General features: G+C 68.9%; 22 protein-coding genes and 1 tRNA gene. 12 read left to right on the forward strand and 11 right to left on the reverse strand.

Going from position 1 to position 24,023, the window contains the following annotated elements; translation table 11 throughout:
* Window positions 1–104 precede the first annotated feature (104 nt).
* Window positions 105–608 (forward strand): hypothetical protein, encoded by a 504-nt coding sequence (locus AB0E69_RS03290; RefSeq protein ID WP_360138749.1) that lies wholly within the window; start codon window positions 105–107, stop codon window positions 606–608.
* Window positions 609–620: 12 nt separating this feature from the next.
* Here the strand turns inward: AB0E69_RS03290 and AB0E69_RS03295 are convergent, their stop codons facing one another.
* The 3 genes from AB0E69_RS03295 to AB0E69_RS03305 form a co-directional block, all read right to left on the reverse strand.
* Complete coding sequence (locus tag AB0E69_RS03295) at window positions 621–1,991, reverse strand: TrpB-like pyridoxal phosphate-dependent enzyme (protein ID WP_360138752.1); 1,371 nt, start codon at window positions 1,989–1,991, stop codon at window positions 621–623.
* Between the two features lie 100 nt (window positions 1,992–2,091).
* Entirely contained in the window at window positions 2,092–3,126 is a 1,035-nt protein-coding gene (locus AB0E69_RS03300) for an adenosine deaminase (RefSeq protein WP_360138755.1), read from the reverse strand.
* A 61-nt stretch (window positions 3,127–3,187) separates the two neighbouring features.
* Window positions 3,188–6,490, reverse strand: a complete 3,303-nt coding sequence (locus AB0E69_RS03305) for a S8 family serine peptidase (protein WP_360138758.1) — start codon at window positions 6,488–6,490, stop codon at window positions 3,188–3,190.
* Between the two features lie 323 nt (window positions 6,491–6,813).
* On the opposite strand from AB0E69_RS03305, the gene AB0E69_RS03310 reads away from it, so the two are divergent.
* The 5 genes from AB0E69_RS03310 (at window position 6,814) to rplA (ending at window position 9,621) form a co-directional block, all read left to right on the forward strand.
* Window positions 6,814–6,886 (forward strand) — tRNA-Trp (locus AB0E69_RS03310).
* Between the two features lie 55 nt (window positions 6,887–6,941).
* Window positions 6,942–7,184 (forward strand): preprotein translocase subunit SecE, encoded by a 243-nt coding sequence (gene secE, locus AB0E69_RS03315; RefSeq protein ID WP_130384685.1) that lies wholly within the window; start codon window positions 6,942–6,944, stop codon window positions 7,182–7,184.
* A gap of 74 nt (window positions 7,185–7,258) precedes the next feature.
* Window positions 7,259–8,368, forward strand: a complete 1,110-nt coding sequence (gene nusG / locus AB0E69_RS03320) for a transcription termination/antitermination protein NusG (protein WP_360138761.1) — start codon at window positions 7,259–7,261, stop codon at window positions 8,366–8,368.
* A 12-nt stretch (window positions 8,369–8,380) separates the two neighbouring features.
* Entirely contained in the window at window positions 8,381–8,812 is a 432-nt protein-coding gene (gene rplK / locus AB0E69_RS03325) for a 50S ribosomal protein L11 (protein WP_141854886.1), read from the forward strand.
* Between the two features lie 86 nt (window positions 8,813–8,898).
* A complete protein-coding gene (rplA, locus tag AB0E69_RS03330) occupies window positions 8,899–9,621 on the forward strand; it encodes a 50S ribosomal protein L1 (RefSeq protein ID WP_360138765.1) in 723 nt (240 codons plus the stop codon).
* A gap of 60 nt (window positions 9,622–9,681) precedes the next feature.
* On the opposite strand, the gene AB0E69_RS03335 is transcribed toward rplA, so the two are convergent.
* Together AB0E69_RS03335 and AB0E69_RS03340 are read right to left on the reverse strand one after the other, a co-directional pair.
* Entirely contained in the window at window positions 9,682–10,542 is an 861-nt protein-coding gene (locus AB0E69_RS03335; RefSeq protein ID WP_360138768.1) for a formyltransferase family protein, read from the reverse strand.
* Between the two features lie 16 nt (window positions 10,543–10,558).
* Window positions 10,559–11,602, reverse strand: coding sequence for an alpha-hydroxy acid oxidase (locus AB0E69_RS03340; RefSeq protein WP_360138771.1), 1,044 nt, complete (start codon window positions 11,600–11,602; stop codon window positions 10,559–10,561).
* Window positions 11,603–11,827: 225 nt separating this feature from the next.
* On the opposite strand from AB0E69_RS03340, the gene AB0E69_RS03345 reads away from it, so the two are divergent.
* On the forward strand, window positions 11,828–12,946 hold the full coding sequence (locus AB0E69_RS03345) for a hypothetical protein (protein ID WP_360138774.1): 1,119 nt from the start codon (window positions 11,828–11,830) through the stop codon (window positions 12,944–12,946).
* Here the strand turns inward: AB0E69_RS03345 and AB0E69_RS03350 are convergent.
* Window positions 12,943–13,503, reverse strand: a complete 561-nt coding sequence (locus tag AB0E69_RS03350) for a hypothetical protein (RefSeq protein WP_360138777.1) — start codon at window positions 13,501–13,503, stop codon at window positions 12,943–12,945. The two genes, AB0E69_RS03345 and AB0E69_RS03350, sit on opposite strands and share 4 nt — an antisense overlap.
* Window positions 13,504–13,687: 184 nt before the next feature.
* Here AB0E69_RS03350 and AB0E69_RS03355 point away from each other — a divergent pair, with 184 nt between their 5' ends.
* The 3 genes from AB0E69_RS03355 (at window position 13,688) to AB0E69_RS03365 (ending at window position 16,383) form a co-directional block, all read left to right on the forward strand.
* Window positions 13,688–14,965: a sensor histidine kinase gene (locus tag AB0E69_RS03355; RefSeq protein ID WP_360138780.1), complete on the forward strand. Its 1,278-nt coding sequence runs from the start codon at window positions 13,688–13,690 to the stop codon at window positions 14,963–14,965.
* A gap of 81 nt (window positions 14,966–15,046) precedes the next feature.
* Complete coding sequence (locus AB0E69_RS03360) at window positions 15,047–15,691, forward strand: response regulator transcription factor (protein WP_360140378.1); 645 nt, start codon at window positions 15,047–15,049, stop codon at window positions 15,689–15,691.
* Window positions 15,691–16,383: a DUF4097 family beta strand repeat-containing protein gene (locus AB0E69_RS03365; protein WP_360138783.1), complete on the forward strand. Its 693-nt coding sequence runs from the start codon at window positions 15,691–15,693 to the stop codon at window positions 16,381–16,383. The genes AB0E69_RS03360 and AB0E69_RS03365 overlap by 1 nt, the downstream gene beginning before the upstream one ends.
* Here the strand turns inward: AB0E69_RS03365 and AB0E69_RS03370 are convergent.
* The 5 genes from AB0E69_RS03370 to AB0E69_RS03390 all read right to left on the reverse strand — a co-directional run bounded on the left by AB0E69_RS03370 (window position 16,370) and on the right by AB0E69_RS03390 (window position 22,177).
* Window positions 16,370–17,515, reverse strand: a complete 1,146-nt coding sequence (locus tag AB0E69_RS03370; protein ID WP_360140381.1) for an epoxide hydrolase family protein — start codon at window positions 17,513–17,515, stop codon at window positions 16,370–16,372. The two genes, AB0E69_RS03365 and AB0E69_RS03370, sit on opposite strands and share 14 nt — an antisense overlap.
* Window positions 17,516–17,583: 68 nt before the next feature.
* On the reverse strand, window positions 17,584–18,414 hold the full coding sequence (locus tag AB0E69_RS03375; RefSeq protein ID WP_360138786.1) for an alpha/beta hydrolase: 831 nt from the start codon (window positions 18,412–18,414) through the stop codon (window positions 17,584–17,586).
* A gap of 92 nt (window positions 18,415–18,506) precedes the next feature.
* On the reverse strand, window positions 18,507–19,142 hold the full coding sequence (locus AB0E69_RS03380) for a bifunctional 4-hydroxy-2-oxoglutarate aldolase/2-dehydro-3-deoxy-phosphogluconate aldolase (RefSeq protein WP_360138788.1): 636 nt from the start codon (window positions 19,140–19,142) through the stop codon (window positions 18,507–18,509).
* A 151-nt stretch (window positions 19,143–19,293) separates the two neighbouring features.
* Window positions 19,294–20,874 carry a D-aminoacylase gene (locus AB0E69_RS03385; RefSeq protein WP_360138791.1) on the reverse strand — a complete coding sequence of 527 codons (1,581 nt, stop codon included), beginning with the start codon at window positions 20,872–20,874 and terminating at the stop codon, window positions 19,294–19,296.
* A gap of 1 nt (window position 20,875) precedes the next feature.
* Window positions 20,876–22,177: an amino acid deaminase gene (locus tag AB0E69_RS03390; RefSeq protein ID WP_360138794.1), complete on the reverse strand. Its 1,302-nt coding sequence runs from the start codon at window positions 22,175–22,177 to the stop codon at window positions 20,876–20,878.
* 140 nt (window positions 22,178–22,317) lie between these two features.
* On the opposite strand from AB0E69_RS03390, the gene AB0E69_RS03395 reads away from it, so the two are divergent.
* Together AB0E69_RS03395 and AB0E69_RS03400 are read left to right on the forward strand one after the other, a co-directional pair.
* Complete coding sequence (locus AB0E69_RS03395; protein ID WP_360138797.1) at window positions 22,318–23,283, forward strand: sugar kinase; 966 nt, start codon at window positions 22,318–22,320, stop codon at window positions 23,281–23,283.
* Entirely contained in the window at window positions 23,280–24,014 is a 735-nt protein-coding gene (locus tag AB0E69_RS03400) for an IclR family transcriptional regulator (protein ID WP_360138800.1), read from the forward strand. The genes AB0E69_RS03395 and AB0E69_RS03400 overlap by 4 nt, the downstream gene beginning before the upstream one ends.
* Window positions 24,015–24,023 lie beyond the last annotated feature (9 nt).

A 24,023-nucleotide genomic window follows, 5' to 3' on the forward strand; every position in this document is an offset into this window, starting at 1 on the left:
GTGCTCGCTGAGCGTGAACAGGTGGGGCAGCAGCGGGCAGCTCGGGGCAGATCCGGGGCAGATGGCGCGCCGCGGCCGGGATCGCGGCCTTTTAGGGTAGGCGAATGGCCGAGGAAGCGGTGACCACGTTGCACGCCGAGTTGGCGCGGTTCGGGCGGGCTGAGGAGGCTTTTGCGTTGCTTGAGGTTTTCCTTCAGGTGGCGGGGGAGCGGTTGGGGGTGGTGGAGCTGGATCCGGTGGGGTTGCGGTTGCCGGAGGAGATGACGGATGACCGGGGGGTTGTGCTGGGGCTGATCGAGGAGATCGAACGGGAGCCGCTGGGAAATGAACGCGTGGCCAAGCGCGGGTTCGACATGGCGGACGAGCAGGCGCGGTGGGACTACGTGCGGCTCGCGTACTGCTCGGCGCAGGCGACGGTGTGGAGCCGCCGCCAGCGCACGACGTACTTCGAGGCGGTGGCTCCGCACAAAGCCACCTACTGGCTTCCCGACTCTCTCAAGGCCGAGTACTTCGCCGCGCTGACCGCCCGCGACTGGACCATCCCAGCGGACTGGCTGACAGCAATCCCCAAGCGCCCCAAGCCTTGGTGGAAACGAGGTGGCAGCTAAACCTTTCCGGGGTTAGTTGACGGCTGGCAGGTGGGAAAGGGCGTCTGCGACGGCGGATTGGATTTCGGTGTCGGACCAGGCTCGGTCCGTCATGGTGCCGGTGAGGTAGGCGTCGTAGGCGGCCAGGTCCAGGTGGCCGTGGCCGCAGAGGGCGGTGAGGATGACTTTCTCTTCGCCGGTCTCCTTGCAGTGTTGGGCTTCTTCGATGGCGGCGGCCAGGGCGTGGGTGGGTTCGGGGGCGGGGACGATCCCTTCGGTGCGGGCGAACTGGAGGCCGGCGGCGAAGCACTCGGACTGTGGCTTGGCGACGGCCTCGATCTCGCCGGTTTCGTAGAGGTGGCTGATCAGCGGGTTCATACCGTGGTACCGGAGGCCGCCGGCGTGGATCGGGTCGGGGACGAAGTCGTGCCCGAGGGTGTGCATCTTCATCAGCGGCGTCATGCCGATCGTGTCGCCGAAGTCGTACGCGTAGGTGCCCTGGGTCAGTGACGGGCACGCGGCCGGCTCGACCGCGCGCACGACCGGCGACATCCGCCCGGCCCACTTCTCGCGCAGGAACGGGAACGCCAGGCCGCCGAAGTTTGACCCGCCGCCCGTGCAGCCGACGAGCAGGTCAGGTGTCTCGCCCACCATGGCGAGCTGGATCAGCGCCTCCTCACCGATGATCGTCTGGTGCATCAGCACGTGGTTGAGCACCGACCCGAGCGCGTAGTGGACGTCGGGATCATGAACCGCTGCCTCGACCGCCTCGCTGATCGCGATCCCGAGCGAGCCGGTGGAGTCCGGATCGCCGGCCAGGATCTTCCGCCCCGCCTCGGTCAGCTCGGACGGGCTCGCGTGCGCGGTTGCGCCGAAGACCTCCATCATCGTCCGCCGGTACGGCTTCTGGTCGTACGACGCCCGCACCTGCCAGACCTCGCATTCCAACCCGAACTGCGCGCAGGCGAAGGCGAGCGCAGTACCCCACTGCCCGGCGCCCGTCTCGGTCGTCAGCTTCCGGACGCCGGACTTCGCGTTGTAGTAGGCCTGTGGGACGGCGGTGTTCGGCTTGTGCGAACCGGCCGGCGACACCCCCTCGTACTTGTAGTAGATCCGCGCCGGCGTATCGAGCGCCTTCTCCAGCCGATGCGCCCGGTAGAGCGGACTCGGCCGCCACAACCGGTACACGTCGAGCACCTCGCCCGGGATATCGACGTACTGATCCTGCGAGACCTCCTGCAGGATCAGGTCCATCGGGAACAACGGGGTCAGGTCGTCCGGCCCGATTGGTTGCCCTGTGCCCGGGTGCAGCACGGGCGGTGGCGGGGTGGGCAGATCGTGCAGCACGTTGTACCACCGGGTCGGCAGCTCGTCCTCTGGCAGCAGGATCTTCGTCGGCGTCATGCAAGCAAAGTTAGGTCCGCTCCCCAGGCCCGGACAATGCCCCGAACCGGAACCCATTGCGCACTTATTCTGCCCACCCCGGACGCCCGAGAGGCGACGGTTACGCAGGTACTGCGGCCGGGGTGCCCAGCCATTGGTCTATCTCGGTGAGAAGGGACTGCTGGAGGTCGGGTGGGGCGGTGGAGGCGAGGACCGAGCCGCGGGCGAGGTCGGCCAGCTCGGGATCGGTGAAGCCGTGAACCGCGCGGGCTGTTTCGTACTGTTCGGCCAGGCGGGAGCCGAAGAGCAGGGGGTCGTCGGCGCCTAGCGCGATGCGGGCGCCGGCTTCGTAGAGTTGGCGCAGCGGAACGTCCTCGGCGCTGCGGTAGACGCCGAGGGAGACGTTGGAAGCGGGGCACACCTCGAGCGCGATCTGCGCGTCGACGACCCGCTTCAACACGTCAGGGTCCTCGACAGAGCGCACACCGTGGCCGATCCGTCCCGCACCGAGCTCGTCGAGGCAGGTGCGGACGGTCGCCGGCCCACACAGCTCGCCACCGTGCGGCGCGGCGAGCAGACCGGCATGCCGAGCGATCCGGAAGGCCGGTGCGAACTCCGACGTCGTCCCGCGCCGCTCGTCGTTCGACAGGCCGAAGCCGACCACCCCACGCCCGACGTACTGCGCGGCCAGTCGAGCCAGCGTGCGCGCGTCCAGCGGGTGCCGGGTCCGGTTCGCCGCGATGATCACCTGGACGGCGATGCCGGTCGAAGCCGCCGCGTCCCGCGCGGCGTCGAGCACGAGGTCCGTGAACTCGGTGATCCCGTGGAAGCGGTTCGCGTACCCGGACGGGTCCACCTGGATCTCCAGCCAGCGCGACCCGTCCGCACGGTCGTCCTCTGCCGCCTCCCGGACGAGACGCCGTACGTCGTCCTCGGTCCGCAGCACCGAGCGGGCGATGTCGTACAGCCGCTGGAAGCGGAACCAGCCCCGCTCGTCCGCCGCCGACAGGTCCGGCGGCCACTCGGTACGCAACGCATCAGGCAGCCGCACGCCGTGCGTGTCGGCGAGCTCGACCAGGGTCAGGTGCCGCATGGACCCGGAGAAGTGCAGATGCAGGTGTGTCTTCGGCAGCACCCGCAGATCCCGCTGCGTCATTACCGAAGGTTACCGAGCCCCCACCCGCCCGGCGAAATCCGGGTGGGTGGGGGCTCAGCAATCAACGAGACAGGTTGTACGCGTGCGAGATGACCTGCTCGACCTTGTTCCCAGCGGAGTCCGCAGCCGTGGTCTTCAGTGAAACCGCTCCGGCACCCGCCGCGACCACCGCGACGTACCGCCCGTCGCCAACGCGCCGGACCGTGGCCGCCTGCCAGGTCTGACCATCATCGGTCGACGTCTGCAGCCCCACGGTCGCCAATCGCCCGACCTTGGCTCCGATGACCGGCTGCACCTGGAGCGGAAGCACCAGGCTCCGCGTGGTGTTGGTCAGGTCGACCACCGGCCGGTATTGAACGGTCCACAACGGCAACGCAGTCTTCGCTGTCGTCGTACCCGACTTGAAGCGCCAGGTAGTCAACGACTTGGTCGACACCCCCAGGGCCGCGGCGCCGTCGGTAGCCAGCGACAGCTGGTACGCCGCCTCGCTCGTCGGCATGTCGACCGACGTACCCGAGCCGTCGTTCGGTACCTCCACCGGCGTACCACCGTCCGGTGTCAGCGTGAATGTGCCGCTGCCGGCGGCGTAGCCCACGTGACCTGCTGCGTCGGCCCCGCCGGCAGACAGCACGACCTTGTCGCCGGTGCGGGACAGGTCGGTGAGGTTGGTACCGGGGATAGTGCCGAAGCCGGCGACGCGAGCATCAGGCACTACTGGCGTCAGCACGGCCTGCCCCCAGACGTCGACGCAGGACCGTCCCGCACGGCAGCTGACAGCGACGGAGCTCAGGCGGAGCGCCGGCGTACCGCTGCCCGGCGCGGAGTAGGCCACGCGTGGCGACCAGGTGAAGTCGTCCGCCACCGTCATCCGGATCGTCGGGGTGTACGGAAGCGTCGTGTACAAGTAGGACAGCGGGAAATCGATGTTGATCCGGGGACTGATGCGCCAGGCGTACCAGACCGCCCCGCTTCCCGCAGCGCCGGCCACCAGCTTCGGGCGGAGCGTGGTCAGCTCGTCGTCGCGGACAGCCTTCGTGAACCCGTTGAAGTACCCGTCCAGCTTGGACCAGTTGAGCTGATAGACCACCGGGCTGTCATGCACCGTCCCGCCCTCGTCCGGCAAGACCGTGGCGAAGTCGGCGACCAGGTTGCCGGTCAGGCCAGGCACGGTCGGCCCCAGCTGTCCGGTGTACAGCTGCCCGTCCTCGGCGAACGTGCCGATGCCGCCGCCGTAGTTGCTGATCGGCGTCACCAGCTCGTAGGAGCTGATGAGAGAGCCGCGTCGGGCGCCCGGCTCCGGGACGCTGACCTTCAGCGGGCGAGCCTCCCGCGCGTCCACGGTGAACGTCCGGTCCGCGGTCAGGTCGAGCTTCGGCAGGACCAGGTCGCTGCTTTCCTTGGCGTCGTCGGCCAGCCCGAAGACCGACTCCAGCAGGTAGCGGCCCTTGGGGAGCCGGATCCGCAGGACACCGTTCTCATCGCCCCGCAGGAACATCTGTGTGTTGTCGTGGCCGTCTGTCGCGTCACGGTCAGGCAGGAAGTCGTAGTAGTCCGTCGTCGGCTTCCCTGCCCGGTCCAGGTGCTTGATGGTGAGGTTGTAGCTCTCCTGTTCGGTGCGTACTGCGAGTGTGGTGGTCAACGGGCTGCCCGAAGCCGGCGTCGCAGTCAGCGTGCCGGTGTACTGACCGGCTGGGCCGGTGTGGTTCGTGTTCGACGTGACAACGACCTGTGCGGCGCCGTGGGCCGGTACTGCGAGCGACGACGTACTCAGCTGCAGCGCACCGGCAGGCGCCGGCTTGCCGTCCGGTCCGTTGAAGCTGGTGGCGAGACTGAGCTGCACTGGAGCGTCGCCGTCGTTGGTGTAGGTGACGGTCTTGGCCTCCGGCTTGTCGTCGGTGTGCGGCCACTGCTGGGCAGCGAAGCCGATTGCGCTGGTGTCGGCGAGCACCTTCAGCTTGATGGCAGCAGCGACGTCGATGCGACCAGTGCCTTGCGCCAGCAGCGGTACGCCGGACACGCTGTGCGCTGACTCCATCAACGCGGCTTTCAGCTGTCCGCCGGTCCAATCCGGGTGCTCCTGCGCGAGCAACGCGGCCGCACCGGTCACGTGCGGCGTGGCCATCGACGTACCGCTCAGACGCAGGTACGACGTACCCACGGGCTCACCGATCGTCGACTCAGCCGACTTGGCGGCCACGATGCCTACACCGGGCGCGGTGACGTCCGGCTTGACCGGTCCATCGCCCACAGTCGGCCCACGGCTCGAGGTGTCGGCCATCTGGTCGGTGCGGTCGACCGCGCCGACGGTCAGTGCGGCCGGAGAGCTTCCGGGCGAGTCGACCGAGTAGGCACCGGGCCCCTCGTTGCCGGCAGCGATCACGAAGAGCGTGCCGTGGGCCGCGCTGAGAGTGCGGACCGCAGCCTCGACCGGGTCCTCGTCGGGCCTATCAGCGCCACCGAGGCTGACGTTGACGATGCGGGCGCCTTGCTGCACCGCCCAATCCATCCCGGCAAGCATCGCCGAGTCCGGGCAGCCATCCGGCGTACACACCTTGCCCGCCAGGATCTGCGCGTCCGGCGCGACCCCGCGGTACTTTCCGTCCGACGCGGCGCCGGAGCCGGCCGCGATCGAGGCAACGTGGGTACCGTGCCCCACGTTGTCGACCAGGCCCTCACCAGTGAAGTCAGCAGCAGTCAGCCGGTCCTTGAAGTCCGGATGCGTTGCGTCGACACCGGAGTCGAGTACGGCGACCTTCACGCCTTTGCCGGTGAGTCCAGCGGCCCATGCGGCCGGCGCACCGATCTGTGCGGTGCTCTGGTCGAGCGGCGGCTTGCGTAGACCGTCCAGCCAGACCTTCTTGATCGGTGAGTGCGCCGCGGTCAGCTCGCCGTACAGACCAGCCGCCTGGGACTTGGGCAGTCGCGTTGCTGCGCCGTTGATCGCGGCCAGCGGGCGCACCGTCGCGCCGAAGGACCGCAGGTTGGCGGGCGAGCCGGAGTACGTGACGATGAGCGGCAGCGCCGTACTGCGGCTGTCGTCGTACCGCATCAGCTGTCGCAGCTCGAACAGGCGGCTGTCGAGCTTGCCGGAAGCGATCAGACCGGCAGCGTCGCTCGGGACGACCGTCACGTCGTCGCCGTGCCGACGGATGCTGAAGCGGACGCTGTGGCGTCCTGGGCCGGGTAGGAAACGGACCTGCCGGAGGTCCGGTGAGGTCTGCACCTTGTCCCCGGTGATCAGGGTGATGGTGTGTGGCGAGTTGGCTACCGGAACAGGTGGCGGCGCCGAGTCGGCCGGCACTGTCGGCAGACCGACCGCGGCCCCCAGCAACCCCACTCCGGTCACCATGCGAAGAGTTCTCATACTCCTCACTTGTCCGGCCGGCGCCGGCCGATTACCGGGCGTACCGGTATTCGACGAGGCTGCAAAGGCCGGCCGGGGAACACGCAGGGGGTGTGGTCCGTTGGGAACCGGTGGAGGCTGTATGGTTCTGACCGCGGTGCGGCGCCCTGCCGAGAAATCGGTCCTGGGGGGTTGTACGGGCAGGGCCAGGACGAAGGACGCCCAGCAGGGCTGAGTTCGACCAGGTGGCTCGGACCCCGTACACTCTTCTAGTCCGGGCGTTGGTGGCCCTGATCCGGCATGCCCGAGATCAGGTCCGAACGCGGCGTCCGGATGGATTGCAGAGGGCACTAGCTCAACTGGCAGAGCATCGGTCTCCAAAACCGAAGGTTGGGGGTTCAAGTCCCTCGTGCCCTGCAAATCCTGACCGGCGCAGGGCCGGTCAGGCCGCCGCTAGCGAAAGAGGTAGGTCGTGACGGAGACGCGCACCCCGGCACCGTCCGGCGCCGGCAAGCCGGCGGAAGGCAAGCAAGGCCGAGGCCTGCTGCGCTTCTACCGCCAGGTGGTCGCCGAGCTCCGTAAGGTCGTCTGGCCGACGCGCAAGCAGCTGTCCACCTACTTCGTGGTCGTGCTGACCTTCGTGGTGTTCGTCATCGCGATCGTCTCGGTCCTCGACCTCGCCTTCGGCTGGGCGATGTTCAAGATCTTCGGCTGAGGTTCGCCACCCGCCCTTCGCCGCAGGTCCCGGGCCCGCGCCCGACCGCAAGCCAGACCACCCCCGATCCACAGATGACGGAGTACGACGTGTCCGATCGCGACGACGAGGTCCTCGAGCTCGAGGACGAGTTCGACGTATCCGACTCCGACGACGATCTCGAGTTCGACGAGAACGACACCGACGATGACCTCTTCGGTGCCGACGACGACGATGACGACGACGCCACCGACGACGCCGAGTACGCCGCGGACGACGACTCCGAGGAGCCGCCGGCGGACGCGGACGACTCCGACGACGAGCCGGTGGTGGTGGTCGCGGCGGCCGACGAGGCCGAGGAGCCCGAGGTCGTGACCGAGGAGGACGTCGAGGACGCCACCGAGGAGCTCGCTGAGGAGACCGCCGAGACCGCGCCGGAGGACACCACCGAGGCGCCGGCCGAGGCGGACGCGGTCGTGTTCTCGAGCGGCGCGGACGCTGAGGACTCCGAGGACTCCGAGGACGCTGCTGTCGACGAGGACGCTGTGGCGGCCGTCGAGGCGGAGCCCGAGCCGGAGGAGCCGGGCGACCCGCTCGAGGAGCTGCGCAGCCGGCTGCGTTCGCAGATCGGTGACTGGTACGTGGTGCACACGTACTCAGGGATGGAGAACCGGGTCAAGGGCAACCTGGAGAACCGGATCAACTCCCTGAACATGGAGGACTACATCTTCGAGATCATCGTGCCGACCGAAGAGGTCGCCGAGATCAAGAACGGGCAGCGCCGGATGGTGAAGCGCACTGTGCTCCCCGGCTACGTGCTGGTCCGGATGGACCTGACCGACGAGTCCTGGTCGACCGTGCGGCACACGCCGTCGGTGACCGGCTTCGTCGGGAACAGCCAGAAGCCCGTCCCGCTCAGCCTCGAAGAGGTGGAGAAGATGCTTGCTCCGGCCGTCGTGGCGGCGGCCGAAGCGGCGGCTGCCGAAGCCGGCGCCGCACCCGCCAAGACCGCGGCCAAGAAGAAGGTCGAGGTCGCCGACTTCGGTGTCGGTGACTCGGTCATGGTGGTCGACGGGCCGTTCGCGACCCTGCACGCCACAGTCACGGAGATCAACGCCGAGGCCCAGCGGATCAAGGCCCTGGTTGAGATCTTCGGCCGGGAGACCCCGGTGGAACTCAGCTTCAACCAGATCCAGAAAGTCTAAGGACCCGACAGAATGCCTCCCAAGAAGAAGATCGCTGCACTGGTCAAGGTGCAGCTCCAGGCCGGTGCCGCGACGCCGGCCCCGCCGGTCGGTACCGCGCTCGGTCCGCACGGCGTCAACATCATGGAGTTCTGCAAGGCGTACAACGCCCAGACGGAGTCCATGCGCGGCAACGTCGTACCGGTCGAGATCACGATCTACGAAGACCGTTCCTTCACGTTCGTCACCAAGACGCCGCCGGCGCCGGAGATGATCAAGAAGGCCGCCGGTCTGCAGAAGGGGTCGGCCGTGCCGCAGCGCGACAAGGTCGGCAAGATCACCAAGGACCAGGTGCGCGAGATCGCGACCACCAAGATGCCCGACCTCAACGCGCGGGACATCGACGCCGCGATGAAGATCATCGAGGGCACCGCGCGCTCGATGGGCGTCACGATCGACGGCTGAGCCGTCGTACCCACTCAGCACTTTTCAGTAGTTGTGGCAGGGCGAAGCGCCGCCCGGGAGACCACACCCCAGAGAGGACAGCAGTAATGGCACAGCGCAGCAAGGCGTACCGCGCCGCCGCGGAGAAGATCGACTTCGATCACCTGTACACCCCGCTCGAGGCGGTCCGGATGGCCAAGGAGGCCGCCGGCAGCAAGAAGTTCAACTCCACCGTTGACGTGGCGATGCGTCTCGGGGTCGACCCTCGCAAGGCCGACCAGATGGTGCGTGGCACCGTCAACCTTCCGCACGGTACCGGCAAGACGGCACGGGTCCTCGTCTTCGCCACCGGTGACAAGGCCGAGGCCGCGAAGGCTGCCGGCGCCGACTTCGTCGGCGACGACGACATGATCAAGAAGGTGACCGACGGCTGGCTCGACTTCGACGCCGTCGTCGCCACTCCGGACCTGATGGGCAAGGTCGGCCGGCTCGGTCGCGTCCTCGGCCCGCGTGGTCTGATGCCGAACCCGAAGACGGGTACGGTCACCCCGGACGTGGCGAAGGCCGTGACCGACATCAAGGGCGGCAAGATCGAGTTCCGGGTCGACCGGCACGCGAACCTGCACTTCATCATCGGCAAGGCGTCGTTCGACGAGGCGCAGCTGGTGGAGAACTACACCGCCGCTCTGGAGGAGATCCTCCGCCTCAAGCCGGCCAGCTCCAAGGGCCGCTACATCAAGAAGACGGTCTTCTCGACCACGATGGGCCCGGGTGTCCAGGTTGACCCCAACCTGACCCGGAACCTGCTCGGCGAGCCGACCGAAGCCTGATCACAGCACCCTGATCACCAGAAAGACCCCGGGACCCGTTCCCGGGGTCTTTCTGTTGTGTCAGCGGGTGAGGCGGAGCGGGTGGTCGGCGGTTTGGACTGTCCAGCCGTCCGGGTGTTCTTCGAGGATGGTGCCGGGTTGGGCGGTGCTGTTCTTGCTGGTGGCCGGGTCAGTGCGGGTGATGAGGTGGGTGGCGCCGGCCAAGTGGGCCTGGGCGCTGGGGGACGTGACGTTGAGGGCCGCGCACTTGCGGCGGATGACCTGGGCGGGCTCGGTGAGGTCGAGCAGGCGCTCGGCTTCGGTGAAGAACGGTGCGTCGGTGGCTTTGTCCGGGTCTTGAGGTTCGCCGGGGTCGCCGGCGATCAGGCGCGGGACGGCTTCGTCCAGGCAGGCGCTGAGGAGCGTTCGCCAGGACTGCATGAGTCCGGTGCCGTTGAGGTCGTCGGGGAGCGGGGCGATCCGCTGAGCGAGGATCGCGCCGGTGTCGAACTCGGACGCGGTCCGGTGCACGGTCGCTCCGACGCGCTCGTCGCCCTCGTAGATCAGTCGCTGCGGTGTCGGTCCGCGCCCGGCCGGCAGCGGGGACGGGTGGCAGTTGATCGCGCCGTACTTCGGGATCTCGAGGATCTCGGCCGGGATCAGCCGGGGGAACGCGGCCGAGATCACCACGTCCGGCCGCAGCGCGTCGATCACCGGGGCGGCGACTGCTCGGAGCTTGCGGGTGATCAGGACGTTCATGTCGTCGGGGAGCCCGGTCACCATCGGCTGGACGGATGCGCCGTACCGGCTGGTCTCGGGCAGCGTCACCACCATCAGGTGCTCGTGACCGTTGCGGACGGCGAACTCGTGCACCAACCGGAACCCGGGTCCGAACGCATTCAGGCTGACGATCCGCAGACTCTGGCTGTCCGCTCCGGCCATCACGATCTCCTCGGTCTCAGTTGACGAATCGGGTGGTGACGAGGTCAGGGGTCAGCGCGGACGGCGTCGAGCAGCCGACCAGACGAAGAGTGTGGTCCAGTTCGTCGGCGAGGTCGGTGAGCAGGCGCGTGACGCCGGCCGACGAGCCGACGGTCAGCGCCCACAGGGCCGGCCGCCCGACGAAGACCGCGCGAGCGCCGAGGGCCAGGGAGGCGAGGACGTGTTCGCCGCGCCGGATGCCGCCGTCGACGTACACCTCGACGTCGGTGCCGGCCAGCGCCTCTGCGACTTCGGGAAGCGCCTGCGCGGTGGGGATCGAGGCGTCGAGCTGCCGGCCGCCGTGGTTCGACACGATGATGCCGGCGGCGCCTGCGTCCGCGCAGCGCTTGGCATCGTCGCCGCGCAGCACCCCCTTCACCACGACGGGGAGGCTGGTCCGCTCGGCGAGCCAGCCGATGACGTCCGGGGTGAGATCGTCGGCCTTGTCCAGGTCGTCGTCGGTCCAGTCGCCGTCGGGGAGGTTGGCGAGGAGCTGGCCGGGTTGCACGAGGGACCAGACCGATTCGCCGTCGTCCTCCTTCCGACCGACCACAGGAGTGTCGACGGTGAGCACGATCGCCTTCGCATTCCCCTCGACCGCCGCATCGAGCATGCGCAGGGTGATTTCCCGGTTCCGGACGACGTAGATCTGAAGCCACCACGGCACCCCGGTCTGCCCGAGCTCGGCGAACTTGGTGCCGGCGTTGCTCGACACCCCCATCACCGAGCCGGCCGCGCCGACGCCGCGTGCCATCGCGAGCTCGCCGTCGGGGTCGGTCATTCGCTGCAGGGTCGATGGTGCGACCAGGATCGGCGCGTCCACCGGCGTATCGAGAACGGTGGTGCCGAGCGCGACCGCGGAGACGTCGTTGAGCACTCGGGGACGGAACCGGTACGCGGCCCAGGCTTCGACGGCCTCCCGCACGCTGATCCCGCTTGCCGAGCCTTGCCGGAAGTATCGGTGCGCTGCCTCAGGCAACTTCTCGGCGGCTGCTGCTTCCAGCGTGTCGATCCATCGCATGCGGCCCATCGTCGCACCCGGTCGATCCATTGTCGGGTGAATTCCCGGCGACCGGCTGGGGCCGCCTCGGTACACTAGCGATATGACGCAGCACGGGCGGCGATTTCTGCGCCCCGGCCGGCACAACGGTGCCGACGGGGTGAGCTGCTGCTGCGCTCTCTCCTGAGGTGACCGCGGCCGACCGGGGTGGACCCCCGTCGAGACCGTCCTTGTGGAGAGAAACTCATGTCCGTTCTTACTTCTGCAGAACTGCACGCTGCCCTTGACCTGCGCGACCTGACGGATCCGGCGCAGGGTCCGCACGGCCTCCAGCTCATCGTCGACTCGATCCGGTCGGCGCTCGGTGCGGCCTGGCCATACACCGAGATCTGGACCCGGCGCGACAGTCCCGTCGTGCCGATGGCCGACAACTACGACAACCTCGGGTATGCCGCCGACGCGGTGACCCGCGAGGCCCGCTACACGCGGTACGTCTCGGAGGACGAGGTACTGCGCAGCCACACGTCCGCGATGATTCCGCCCGCGTTGCGGGAGCTGGCGCAGTCGGAATCGTCCGACGTGCTGATGATCTGTGCCGGTATCTGCTACCGCCGGGACTCGGTCGACTGGCAACACACCGGCACGCCGCACCAGCTCGACCTGTGGCGGATCAGCCGCAACGTCTCCCTCGGAGAGCCGGAGCTCGAGGACATGATCGCCCGGTTGGTCGACACGGTCCTGCCTGGTCAGACCTACCGGACCGTGCCCGCGGTCCATCCGTACACGATCCACGGCCGGCAGATCGACGTGCTGCTGGACGATCAGTGGATCGAGATCGGCGAGTGCGGTGTCGCCGCTCCGGAGGTACTTCGGCGAGCCGGTCTCGACGACAGCTGGACCGGGCTCGCGATGGGGCCTGGCCTCGACCGGCTGCTGATGCTCCGCAAGGGCATCCGGGACATTCGGTTGCTCAGGTCCGCCGATCCGCGGGTGGCGAGTCAGATGCTCGACCTCTCGCCGTACAAGTCCGTGTCCTCGATGCCGCCGGTCCGTCGCGACCTGTCCGTGGTGGTGGGCGCAGCGGCCGACGTGTCGGCGGAGGTCCTTGGCGACAAGGTCCGCGACGCACTCGGCCCGGACGCCGACGCCGCGGAATCGTTGGAGGTCCTCGGCGAGACGCCCTACGACGAGCTGCCCGAGGCCGCACGTGAGCGCCTCCAGCTGAGCCCGGGGCAGCGGAACCTGCTGGTCAGGCTGGTCCTCCGGCCGGTGGATCGAACACTCACCGACGCGGAGGCCAATCTGCTGCGGGACAAGGTCTATCGGGCTTTGCATGAGGGACCGGTCCTTGAACTGATCGGCTAGGACCGGCGGAGCTCGCGCGCGGCCACCGCGAAGGCGCACAGCGCCAGCGGCAGCTCGAGCAGGAGCGCCTCGGTCAGGGACAAGGTGCGGTCGAACCCGGCAGCCGCCGTGCTGACGTCGAACCAGGCATCCGTGGCCAGGAGGGTCCCGGCCGCCATCGCGGTCAGCACGGCGTACCTGTTGCCCTTGCGCAGCAGGTACGCCGTGAGGCCGGCGGCGATCGCGGTGCCGCAGTCGAGACCGATCCAGGCGAGCTTCCAGTGATTCACCTGGTACGTGCTCGGCAGCGTCGCCGCGAGGATCAGGCACCATGGGAGCAGCACCGCCGCCACTCCGGCGGCGATCAGCGCGGCCAGGCCGCCGGGGGAGCGGCGCGGTCGGATCCTGCCGTCCAGCCGGCCCTCGGCGAGGTAGTCCTCGAGGGCGTCGGCCACGCGGTCGTCGATCGCGTCGCCGAGCCTGCCGTCGATCGCGTGGGCGAGCTCGTGGCTCAGTCGGGGGTCGAGTCTGCCGGTGAGATCACCGGCCTGGCCGCTGTTGATCGCTGTCGTCGTCATGGCTTCGAGCATTCCGTTTCGGGACGTTTCGCACAGTCCGGCCAGCCCACGAAGGGAGGTGGGGTTAACCCCCGACGAGACCCGTGGGTTGTCCGGATGTCGGCGGGACCGCGGGCGTCGTAAGTTGTCTCGTGCGACCAGCGGCCGAGCAGCTCGACCGCGCTGACACGGGGAGGTGCTTCGGGTGACGACTGCGGTGAGTCCCGTGCCCCGCACTCCGTGGGGTCTTTGGCGGTCGCCGTACTTGTGGTTGGCAACGATCCACCTGCTCGGCGACTCGTTCGTCGTGCTCACGTCGGGCGTGCTGGCCTTCTGTGCGGTCACGGTCGCGATGCTGACCTGGCCGTTCGCGTTCATCGGGATCCCGCTGGCGGTGGGCGCGAACCGGTTCGTCTACATCCTGGGCGGCTGGGAGCGCGGGCGGGCGCGGATCACGCGTGGACAAGAGGTGCTGCCGCTCGTGCCGCCGCTGCGGACGGGCTCACGGACGACCGATGCACTCACGGCCATTGCCGATCCGGGGATGTGGCGGCAGTTCTCCTACTACACCGCGTTGTTGCCGTTGGCATTCGTCTGGCTGGTCGCGATCGTGGTCGCCTGGTCGATCCCGCCGGTCCTGATCGCGCTGCCGGCGTACTACTCGGACTTCGCGGCGGCACGGGCTCAGCTCGGGCCGTTCACGGTGGACACGATGACCGATGCGTCGGTGGCTGCGGTGATCTCGGCGTTGTTCCTGCTGATCGTCACGCCGCTGCTGATGCGATCGGCGTCGGCGCTGGACGGATGGCTGGTGCAGACCATGATGGGGCGGTCCGAGACCGGGGTGCTGGCCGAGCGGGTCACGCAGCTGGTCGAGAGCCGGCAGCAGGTGGTCGACTCGGTCGAGGCCGAGCGGCGCCGGATGGAGCGCGATCTGCATGACGGGGCCCAGCAGCGGTTGGTGTCGTTGGCGATGACGCTCGGGCGGGCGAAGAACCGGCTGGCGGACCGGGAGCCGAGCGTCCGGTCGCTGATCGAGGAGGCGCACTCCGAGGCGTTGCAGGCGATCGCCGAGATCCGGGATCTGACCCGGGGACTGCATCCGCCGGTGCTGACGGATCGCGGGCTGGATGCGGCGCTCTCAGCGGTCGCGGCCCGGTCCCCGGTGCCGGTGCGGCTGAGCGTCGACGTGGAGCCGCGCCCGTCGCTGACGATCGAGTCGATCGCGTACTTCGTGGTGACGGAGGCGCTGGCGAACGTGGCGAAACATGCCGAGGCGGCGCACGTCCAGGTGTCGGTGAAGCGTCTCGGCGAGGTGCTGCGGGTCGAGGTGCGGGACGACGGGCGCGGCGGTGCCGATCCGGTGCTGGGCAGCGGGTTGCGTGGCCTGTCGGATCGTGTGGCCGGCGTCGATGGACGTCTCACCGTCACCAGCCCACCGGACGGCGGCACCAGACTGGTCGCGGAGGTGCCCTGTGGCTGAGGGCGCAGATACGAGGCAAGCGACAGGTGAGCGGGTCCCAGTGCGAGCGGTGGCGGGTTGTTCGAAGAGGAGAGTGCGACCGTGCGGGTGGTGATCGCCGAGGATTCTGTGCTGTTGCGGGAAGGGATTGTGCGGCTGCTGGAGGAGCAGGCGTGCACGGTGGTGGCGGCGGTGGGGGATGCCGATGCGTTGCTGAAGGCGGTGGAGGCGCATCGGCCGGACGTCTGTGTGGTGGACGTGCGGATGCCGCCGACGTTCACGGACGAAGGACTGCGCGCCGCGCTCGTGATCCGCGAGCAGTACGAGAAGGTCGGCGTGCTGGTGCTGTCGCAGTACGTCGAGGAGCGGTACGCGAGCGAGTTGATCGGGTCGAATCCGGGCGGCGTCGGGTACCTGCTGAAGGATCGGGTCGCGGATGTGGATCAGTTCATCGACGGGTTGCGACGGGTCGCGGCCGGCGGCGCGGCGCTGGATCCGGAGGTGATCTCGCAGTTGCTGGTGCGTTCGCGGCGGGTGGATCCGCTGGCCCTGCTGAGTCCGCGGGAACAGGACGTGCTCCGGGCGATGGCGGAAGGCAAGTCGAACGTGGGTATCGCGGAGGCGCTGGTCGTGGGTGAAGGAGCGGTGGAGAAGCACATCAAGAACATCTTCCAGAAGCTGGACCTGTCGTCGACCGACGGGGAACACCGGCGGGTGCTCGCGGTGCTGAGGTACCTGGAGTCGTGATGACCGCCGCGCAGCGTCGCATGCTGATCATCGGGCTGGTGCCGTTGCTGGTACTGGTGGCCGGTGGGAGCTCGCTCGTGGTGTCGCAGATTCGCGGGAAGCTGCCGTACAGCTACTCGAGTACGTTCGCGCCGGGGTCGCAGGGAGTGCGGATCGAGGCAGACATCTCGACGCTGGTGATGGTGAGCGTGGACGACCAGGTGCACGTGACCCTCGACGGGACGTATCAGAGGGCGCAGCCCGACGTCGAGGTGAAGACCGTGGGCAGCCAGCTGGCGGTGCGAGTCAACTGCCCGGATCGTGGCTGCGCGGTGGATCTGACGGTGGAGGTGCCCGCGTCGGCCGCCGTGCAGGCCAAGACGGCGGGGAACTCGATCACCGTCGTGGGGGTGGATTCGCCGTTGAAGGTGGACGTGAGCGACGGGTCGATCGACATGAGCCGGATCCGGAGCCCGCAGGTTTCGGTGGATGCGCGGCGTGGGTCGGTGAGCATGCTGTTCGACGATCCGCCGACGAACGTGTCGGCGACGGCGAGCGAGGGTTCGATCGCGGTGCAGTTGCCTATGACAACGACGTACTCGATCGATGCCGTTTCGGCGCAGGGGACCGCGGATGTTCAGGTTCCGAACGACTCGGCGGCAACCCATCATCTGTTCCTGCGGAGTAGCTACGGGAGCATCACCGTGCACTAACTGACTCGTAGAAGGTGCGGAGGTCTTGCGCGAGGAGGGCCGGGGCTTGGTGGGCGGCGTAGTGGCCGCCTTCGCAGTGGATGGTCCAGGAAGTGATGTTGGCGTGGTCGCGGTTGGCGTACGCGCGGATTGACTGGAGGTCGTCTCTGAACTGGGACAGGGCAAGTGGTGCTGTCGTCGGGGTGGTTGGCCGGGTTTGGCGTTGGTGCTCGGCGTAGATGCGCATGGCTGAGGTGGCGGTGCGGGTCAGCCAGTAGGCGGTGATGTGGGTGAGGAGGGTGTCGGGGTCAAGATCGCGCATCATCTGGCCGTTCCAGGCGAGCAGGGCGACGGGAGAGTCGGTCAGCCCGAAGCCGAGGGTGTGCGGCCGCTGGGCGTGGACGTGTGCGTAGGCGCCATGGCTGTGTTGGAGGTCGCGGAGTGCGTTGAGCGCCTGCCGGTCATCGGGTGTCAGCGCGTCGTGGTCCGGTTCGGTGCTTGGTGGGTAGGCGAGCCATTCGCCGTCCGGGAACGAGAAGAGCTGCGTGACGTGGACGCCGACGACGCAGTCCGGGGCGATGCGGCCGAGCTCTGGCGCGATGTGGGAACCCCAGTCGTTGCCGACGGCGCCGTACCGGTGATAGCCGAGGCGTTCCATGAGGGTCGCCCAAGCACGTGCGATCCGCTGCGGGCCCCACCCGGTGTCCGGCGTCGGTCCGGACCAGGTGAAGCCCGGGAGGGACGGGATGACCAGGTCGAAGGCGGGGCCTTCGGTGGGATCTGTCAGGGGCGCGATGACGTCCAGGAACTCGACGACGGATCCGGGCCAGCCGTGGGTGAGGATCAGCGGGAGTGCGTTCGGCTGCGGCGAGCGAATGTGGAGGAAGTGGATGTTCGCACCGTCGATCGTCGTCGTGTACTGCGGATAGGCGTTGAGTCGCGCCTCCCAGGCGCGCCAGTCGTAGCTGTCCTGCCAGTACTGCACGAGGTCCTCGACCCACCTCCTGGGTACGCCGTACTCGGACAGGTCACCGGCCGGCTCGGACGCCCAACGGGTGTGCGCCAACCGATACCGCAGGTCGTCGAGCTCGTCCTCCGGCACCTCGATCCTGAACGCCCGGACCTCGGCAGCCGCCGGATCGCCGGAGGCGATGGGTGCACTCGAGGGCGCGGGAGTAGTCGGGCTTGGGGTGGTTGGTCGGCTGGGTGTCGGGGCGGGGGTCATCGGATGGCCTCGGCCAGCCAGGCCAGGGCGGGCTGGGCGTGTTCGACGATGGTGAAGTGGGTGGCGCCTTCGTGCAGTTGGACGGTGGCGGTGGGGCAGTGGGTCGCCAGCCAGGTGCCGTGGGCCGACGGGATGATGCCGTCGGCGGTGCCGTGGAGCAGCAGAGTCGGGGCGGTGATTGCGCTTGGGTCGCAGCCCCACGGCCGAGTGTACGAGGAGTCGTCGTCGATCTGGCCGTAGGGGCCGGCGTCCAGGCCAGGGCCGGCGACCTTGCCCAGCCAGCCCCAGGGCCCGTCGAACATTGCCAGGTCGTTCGGCGTGAAGCCGGCGTCGTAGTCGAAGCCGGAGCGGTGCAGTGCCTCGCGTACGTCGGCGCCGGCCGCGGCACAGCCCAGCGCGGCGATCGAGGACGGCACCATTCCGTCGAACCAGTTCAGGCCGTCGACGCCGTACGGCGCGATCGCCGCCAGCGTGAGGGCCGCGCGGACGCGGTTGCCCAGCACGGCCGCCGTACCGAGTGCGAACGTGCCGCCACCGGAGTACCCGGCGAGCGCGAACTGGTCGATCCCGAGCGCGTCCGCGACCGCGGCCGTGTCGTTGGCTACCGAGGCGACCGTGCGGCCGCGGTGGAGGGTCGAGCCGCCGTACCCAGGTCGGTCGAACGACACCCAGCGCAGGCCGAGCTCGTCGGCTGCGGCGAACAGGGGCTCGGGTGGCGCGCCGACGTTGGGGGTGCCGTGGTTCCAGATGACTGGGAAGCCGCTGCCACCGGTGTCGTAGGTGTGGAGGGTGCGGCCGTCCGTCAGTCGTAGGTCCTGCTCGAGCATGTCAGTCTCCTGGGGCGTTCCGTTTTCGCTGTCGAACGGCACGTCGGAGGCAGGGCGTTGTCCTCTACATTTCGTGCCAAACGCGCCGTCGGTCAGGTCAGGGCGGCGCAGAAGGACTTGGCCTTGGTGGTGATGGTGTCCCAGTTGGCGGCGGCTACGTCGGCGGGGGAGACGACGTCGGTGCCCGCGGAGACGGCCAGGGCGCCGGCGGCGAGGAAGTCGCGGGCGTTGGCGGCGTTGACCCCGCCGGAGGGGATGAGGGGGACGCCGGGGAAGGGGCCGTTGAGGTCCTTGAAGTACTTGGGGCCTAGGTGGTGCGCGGGGAAGATCTTGACCGCGGTCGAGCCGAGGGCCAGCGCGGTCATGACCTCGGACGGAGTGAAGGCGCCGAGGACGACGGGGACGTTGGCGGCCAGCGCGGCGGCGGCGATCGCGGCGGCCTCGGGACCCTGGCCGGGGGTGACGAGGAACTGGGCGCCGGCGTCGATGGCCTGCTGGGCCTGGTCGGCGGTTTGGACGGTGCCGGCGCCCACTACCGCGCCGGTCTCGGAGGCGGTGGAGGCGGCGCGTTCGAGGTGGCGGGGGAGGTCGGGGGTCGTGTAGGTGAGCTCCACGACGTGGATACCGCCGGCCACCAGCGCGGCGCACAGGTCACGTGCGTCGGCGATCTCCGGCGCCCGGACGACGGTCAGCACGCGATCCGCGCGCAGCAGCTCCAGGGTGGTCATCAACAGTTCCTCTCAAGGAGACAGCAGCTCAAACGGTACGGCCGAAGCCGTAGCAGGCAGGTGGTGCGGTGGTGCCGGGGAGGGTGGTGCGTGGCGAGCGGGCGGTCGGCGGCGGTCGGGGGAGGTGGATGGCATGCGGGTTGTGGTGGCGTTACGGGCTGCGGCGGATGGAGTGGCCGGGGAGGGTGTTGGTTCGGTGGGTGTCGTCTATGACAAGGGTGCCGTTGACCAGGACGTAGGGGATGCCGGTCGGCTGCTGGCGGGGGTCCTCGAACGTGGCCGTGTCCTGGATGGTGGTGGGGTCGAAGAGGACCAGGTCGGCGGCGTAGCCCTCGCGGATCAGGCCGCGGTCGGGGAGGCGGAGGCGGCGGGCCGGGCGGCCGGTGAGGTGGTGGATGCAGTCGGGGAGGTCCAGGACCCCCAGCTCGCGGACGTAGTGGGCCAGGTAGCGCGGGAAGGTGCCCCACGCGCGCGGATGCGGTTTGCCGCCGACGAGGATGCCGTCGGAGCCGCCGGTGTGGCTGCGGTGCTGCATGATCGTGCGGACGTTCTCCTCGTGCCCGACGTGCTGGAGGATCGACGTGGCGAGGTCGTCCTGCAGCAGCAGGTCGTAGAAGACGTCAGCGGGTGCAGTGCCGGCTCGCTGGGCCAGTGCGGCGACCGTGCTGCCCACAGCGGCGGACAGCGACGGATTGCGGACACCGCCGATCTCGATCGTCTCCCACTCGACGACGCAGCCGTGGCAGCCGTCCGTGCCGACCTGTTCGAGCTCGTAGGTGATCCGCTCCCGCGCCACCGGGTCCCGCAGCCGGGCGAGCAGCGCGTCCGGTCCGCCCTCGGCGGCCCAGCTCGGCAGGATCGCCGACAGAGTCGTTGCCCCTGGCAAGTACGGGTAGGTGTCGGTGGTGATGTCGATCCCGGACGCCAGCCCCTTGTCGATCAGCTCGACCAGGTCGGCTCCTCGGCCCGCGTTCGGGGCGAAGTTCATCACCGCGTGGGTCAGGTGCAGCGCGCAGCCGGCCCGCCGCGCCACCTCGATCATCTCGCCGTACGCCTCCAGCGCGCCCTTCCCGTACGAGCGCTGGTGCGGCGCGTAGTACCCGCCGTACGCCGTCACCACCTCGCACAGCTCGACGAGCTCGTCGGTCGACGCGAACATCCCCGGCGTGTACGTCAGCCCGCTGCTCATCCCGACCGCGCCCTCGCGCAGCCCGTCGGCCAGTAACGAACGCATCCGCGCCAGCTCGTCGGCAGTCGCCGGACGGTTGGACGTGCCAACGACCATCATCCGCAGCGTGCCCTGCGGGACCAGGTACGCCGCGTTGCACGCGATCCCCCGGTCGAGCCGGTCCAGGTACCCGCCGACCGTCGACCAGCTGAAGTCGAAGTCGTCCGGCTCCCCGTTCCACCCGGCGATCTGCCGGCGGACAGCAGCCCGCGTCGGATTGTCGATCGGCGCGAACGACAGGCCGTCCTGACCGAGCACCTCGAGCGTGACGCCCTGACTCACCTTTGCCATGTGATCCGGGTTCACCAGGATCTGCAGGTCCGAGTGCGAGTGCATGTCGATGAACCCCGGCGACAGCACCAATCCGTCCGCGTCGATGGTCCGCGAGGCAGCCGGCAGATCGTTGCCGATCGCCACGATCCGCCCGTCGTCGACCGCCACGTCGGCGTGGAAGCCCGGCGCGCCCGATCCGTCGACCACCAGCGCGTTCGTGATCAGCAGCATGTCAGAAGAACGTCCGTACCAGATCGGTCACTACCGGATCGTCCGCATCGGGATCGTCGATGACTGGGATCAATCCCCACTTGTCGAAGGCGGTGCACGGATGCGACAGCCCGACCCGGAGCTCGTCGCCGATCACGACCGGCACGTCTTCGAATCGCAGGAACCCGTGCTGATCGTTCAGGTTCGTGACGGTCATCCCCGACGCCTCCAGGACCGGCGAGCCAGCCGAGCGCGGCCGGATCAGCTGCGGCTCCGGCCAGTCCTGGTCGAACGGGAAGTCGCGCCGGCCCGCGTCGAAGATCGCCAGCCCCGGCTCGGGCTGCGACGTGATCCGCATCCACCCGTGCATCGCCGCGACGAGCTGCTCGCCGTCGGTCCGCGGGTTCTCCCCGAGCGGCGACACCCGCCGGTACAGCCCGTCGTCGTGCGTGATGTACGCACCGGACCGCAGTACCACCCGCGCACCCTCGCCGACGAGCGACGCGAGCACCTTGGCCACCTGCTCGAAGTACTGACTGCCGCCCGCACTCACCACGGGCACCACGTCCGACGGGTAGAGCTCCCGCAACCGGTGGTGCACCGCGACCAGGTCCCGCAGGTACGCGCGGACCTCCTCCAGGTTGGCCTCGTCCACCCCATGCCCGATCGCGCCCTCGTATCCGGCCACGCCGGCAAGCCGCAGCGTCGACGCAGCGGCGATCGCCTCCCCGACAGCCAGTGCGGTCTCCGGATCGCGCGCCCCGGTGCGCCCACCGATCCCACCGACCTCGACCATCACATCCAGCGGCCGAGCGTCCGGACCGACGTGCGCCGACCGGGCCTCCTCCATGATCTCGACGGTCCGCACCGAGTCGGCCCACACCATCACCTCGAAGCCGGGGTCAGCAGCGAGCTCGTCCGCGATCCACCGCAGCTGCAGCGGCGAGACCACCGCGTTGGCGATCAGCACCCGCTGTACGCCGTACGCGCGCGCAACGCCGAGCTGGAACCCGTTGGCCAGTGTGATGCCCCAGGCACCCGCGTCGAGCTGCATTGCCCAGAGCGCCGGAGCCATCGTGGTCTTGCCGTGCGGAGCGAGCTCGACGCCGTGCCGGACGCACCAGGTGGCCAGCGTGTCCACGTTGTGCCGCAGACCGGGTGCGGACAGCGTCATCAGCGGCGTGGGGAGCTGGGAGAGCCGCGGTTTACCGGCCAGCACGTCGGCGACGGTCCGGCCCCAGAAGGTGGGCGGCAAGGCCTTGTCCTGCCAGCTGACCTGCTGGTCGGCGAGAGCGGCGACGGCGGCGGCATCGTAAGCAGGCATCTGATCCCCTGGGTTGTGGTTGCAGAATACGCAACGTTCGTTGCGCATCCCGACCTAACGGTTGTAGCATCACGCCCAAAGTTGCGTCAACGACGGGTGTTTCACACCTATCCCATCACTTTCGCCGCCGGGGAGTGCCGATGTCCGACCCCACCTCCGCTGCTGTCTGCATCGGCGAGGCGATGATCATGCTGGCCGGCGGGCCGGGGCCGCTCCGGGACGTCGAGGTGTTCAGGCGGTCGGTCGGTGGAGCCGAGTGCAACGTGGCCGGCGGGCTGGCGGCGCTGGGGGTGCCGACGACCTGGGTCTCGCGGCTGGGTGATGACGGCTTCGGTCAGCACGTACTGCGGGACCTGCAGCAGCGGGGTGTCGACGTCGGTGGCGTCGAGCTCGACCAGCAGCGGCCGACCGCGCTCTACGTGAAGGAGTCGGACGGCGCGCGGTCGCGGATGCACTACTACCGGACTGGTTCGGCGGCGGCTGCTATGTCCCCGGAGTTCCTCCAAAGGGCTGAGGTGCAGGCAAGGCTGGCTGGAGCGCGGCTCGTGCACACCACTGGTATCACTGCGGCTATCAGTTCGAGCAGTGCGGCGATGCTGGAGCGGCTCGCGACCCAGCCGCGAGACTTCCTGCTGAGCGTGGACCTCAACTGGCGGCCGATGCTGTGGCGGGACAAGGATCCTGCGGCGCTGTGGCGGTTGCTGGGCGCTGCCGACATCGTGCTGATCGGGGCGGACGAGGCTGAGGTGTTTGCGGGGACGCGGGATGTGGATGAGCTGTACGAGCGGGTCGGTGCTGAGACGCTCGTGGTGAAGGACGACGCGCACACCGCGATGGTGGTGACTTCAGAAGGACGCACTGAGGTCCCAGCACTGTCTGTTGAGGTGGTCGAGACGGTGGGGGCGGGGGATGCGTTTGCGGCCGGGTTCCTTGCCGGCACGCTGAGCGAGCTGCCGATGGAGCAGCGGCTGAGGCTGGGGCACCTGACTGCGGCCGCAGTACTGACCAAGCCGGAGGACCACGCACCGCCGCCGCCAAGAGAACAACGCGAGCGGCTGCTGAATGCGACAGCTGCGGAGTGGGCAGCCACCAAGGTGTCAGCATGAGCCAGAGCCTGGGTCGGGCGCTGCAGATCCTCACCAGTCTCGGTGAGGGCGAGCGGTCGCTCGACCAGCTCGCCGCCGAGCTAGGCGTGCACAAAACGACCGTACTGCGGTTGCTGCGCACCATGGAGGCCGAGCGATTCGTACGCCGGGACTCCGCGCACCGGTACCGCCTAGGTTCGCGTCTGTTCGCGCTGGCGGACCTGGCGCGCGAGCAATACGTCGTACGCGAGGTAGCAGCACCACATCTTCGCCAGCTGAACCACAAGACCGGACAGACCGTCCACCTGGCCGCGTGGGAGAACGGTGAGGTCATCTACGTCGACAAGCTCGACAGTGTGCGCTCGGTGCGCATGTACTCCCAGGTCGGCATACCAGCGGCTCTGCACTGCACCGCGGTAGGCAAGGTGCTGCTGGCCGCGCAGCCGAAGCGGCAGCGGGAGGCCGTGCTGCAGACGCTGGACTACCACGCCTACACGCCGAATACGATCACCGATGCGGACCGGCTCCGGGACGAGCTCGTCACCGTCAGAGAGCATGGCTGGGCGCAGGACAAGGCCGAGCACGAGTCGTTCATCAACTGCATCGGCGCACCGGTGAAGGACCGCGACGGCCGCATCGTCGGGGCCGTCTCGTTGTCGGTCCCCGACGTACTGCTGAACTATGAGCAGGTGCTCGAGCTCCTGCCCGACCTGCTCGCCACCACGCAGGCGATCAGTGCCGACTACAACTGAGAGAGGTCA

The organism is Kribbella sp. NPDC026611 (genome assembly GCF_040638345.1).
In the GTDB taxonomy this organism is placed as follows: domain Bacteria; phylum Actinomycetota; class Actinomycetes; order Propionibacteriales; family Kribbellaceae; genus Kribbella.

What these genes read in the sequence shown, in the direction of transcription:
- AB0E69_RS03290 (WP_360138749.1), top strand. Translation starts at nt 105, where the DNA reads ATGGCCGAGGAAGCGGTGACCACGTTGCACGCCGAGTTGGCGCGGTTC.
- AB0E69_RS03365 (WP_360138783.1), top strand. Translation starts at nt 15,691, where the DNA reads ATGACCGCCGCGCAGCGTCGCATGCTGATCATCGGGCTGGTGCCGTTG.
- AB0E69_RS03400 (WP_360138800.1), top strand. Translation starts at nt 23,280, where the DNA reads ATGAGCCAGAGCCTGGGTCGGGCGCTGCAGATCCTCACCAGTCTCGGT.
- AB0E69_RS03295 (WP_360138752.1), bottom strand. Translation starts at nt 1,991, where the DNA reads ATGACGCCGACGAAGATCCTGCTGCCAGAGGACGAGCTGCCGACCCGG.
- AB0E69_RS03340 (WP_360138771.1), bottom strand. Translation starts at nt 11,602, where the DNA reads ATGCGATGGATCGACACGCTGGAAGCAGCAGCCGCCGAGAAGTTGCCT.
- AB0E69_RS03345 (WP_360138774.1), top strand. Translation starts at nt 11,828, where the DNA reads ATGTCCGTTCTTACTTCTGCAGAACTGCACGCTGCCCTTGACCTGCGC.
- AB0E69_RS03350 (WP_360138777.1), bottom strand. Translation starts at nt 13,503, where the DNA reads ATGACGACGACAGCGATCAACAGCGGCCAGGCCGGTGATCTCACCGGC.
- AB0E69_RS03380 (WP_360138788.1), bottom strand. Translation starts at nt 19,142, where the DNA reads ATGACCACCCTGGAGCTGCTGCGCGCGGATCGCGTGCTGACCGTCGTC.
- rplA (WP_360138765.1), top strand. Translation starts at nt 8,899, where the DNA reads ATGGCACAGCGCAGCAAGGCGTACCGCGCCGCCGCGGAGAAGATCGAC.
- AB0E69_RS03300 (WP_360138755.1), bottom strand. Translation starts at nt 3,126, where the DNA reads ATGACGCAGCGGGATCTGCGGGTGCTGCCGAAGACACACCTGCATCTG.
- AB0E69_RS03385 (WP_360138791.1), bottom strand. Translation starts at nt 20,874, where the DNA reads ATGCTGCTGATCACGAACGCGCTGGTGGTCGACGGATCGGGCGCGCCG.
- AB0E69_RS03335 (WP_360138768.1), bottom strand. Translation starts at nt 10,542, where the DNA reads ATGGCCGGAGCGGACAGCCAGAGTCTGCGGATCGTCAGCCTGAATGCG.
- nusG (WP_360138761.1), top strand. Translation starts at nt 7,259, where the DNA reads ATGACGGAGTACGACGTGTCCGATCGCGACGACGAGGTCCTCGAGCTC.
- AB0E69_RS03375 (WP_360138786.1), bottom strand. Translation starts at nt 18,414, where the DNA reads ATGCTCGAGCAGGACCTACGACTGACGGACGGCCGCACCCTCCACACC.
- AB0E69_RS03390 (WP_360138794.1), bottom strand. Translation starts at nt 22,177, where the DNA reads ATGCCTGCTTACGATGCCGCCGCCGTCGCCGCTCTCGCCGACCAGCAG.
- AB0E69_RS03305 (WP_360138758.1), bottom strand. Translation starts at nt 6,490, where the DNA reads ATGAGAACTCTTCGCATGGTGACCGGAGTGGGGTTGCTGGGGGCCGCG.
- rplK (WP_141854886.1), top strand. Translation starts at nt 8,381, where the DNA reads ATGCCTCCCAAGAAGAAGATCGCTGCACTGGTCAAGGTGCAGCTCCAG.
- AB0E69_RS03395 (WP_360138797.1), top strand. Translation starts at nt 22,318, where the DNA reads ATGTCCGACCCCACCTCCGCTGCTGTCTGCATCGGCGAGGCGATGATC.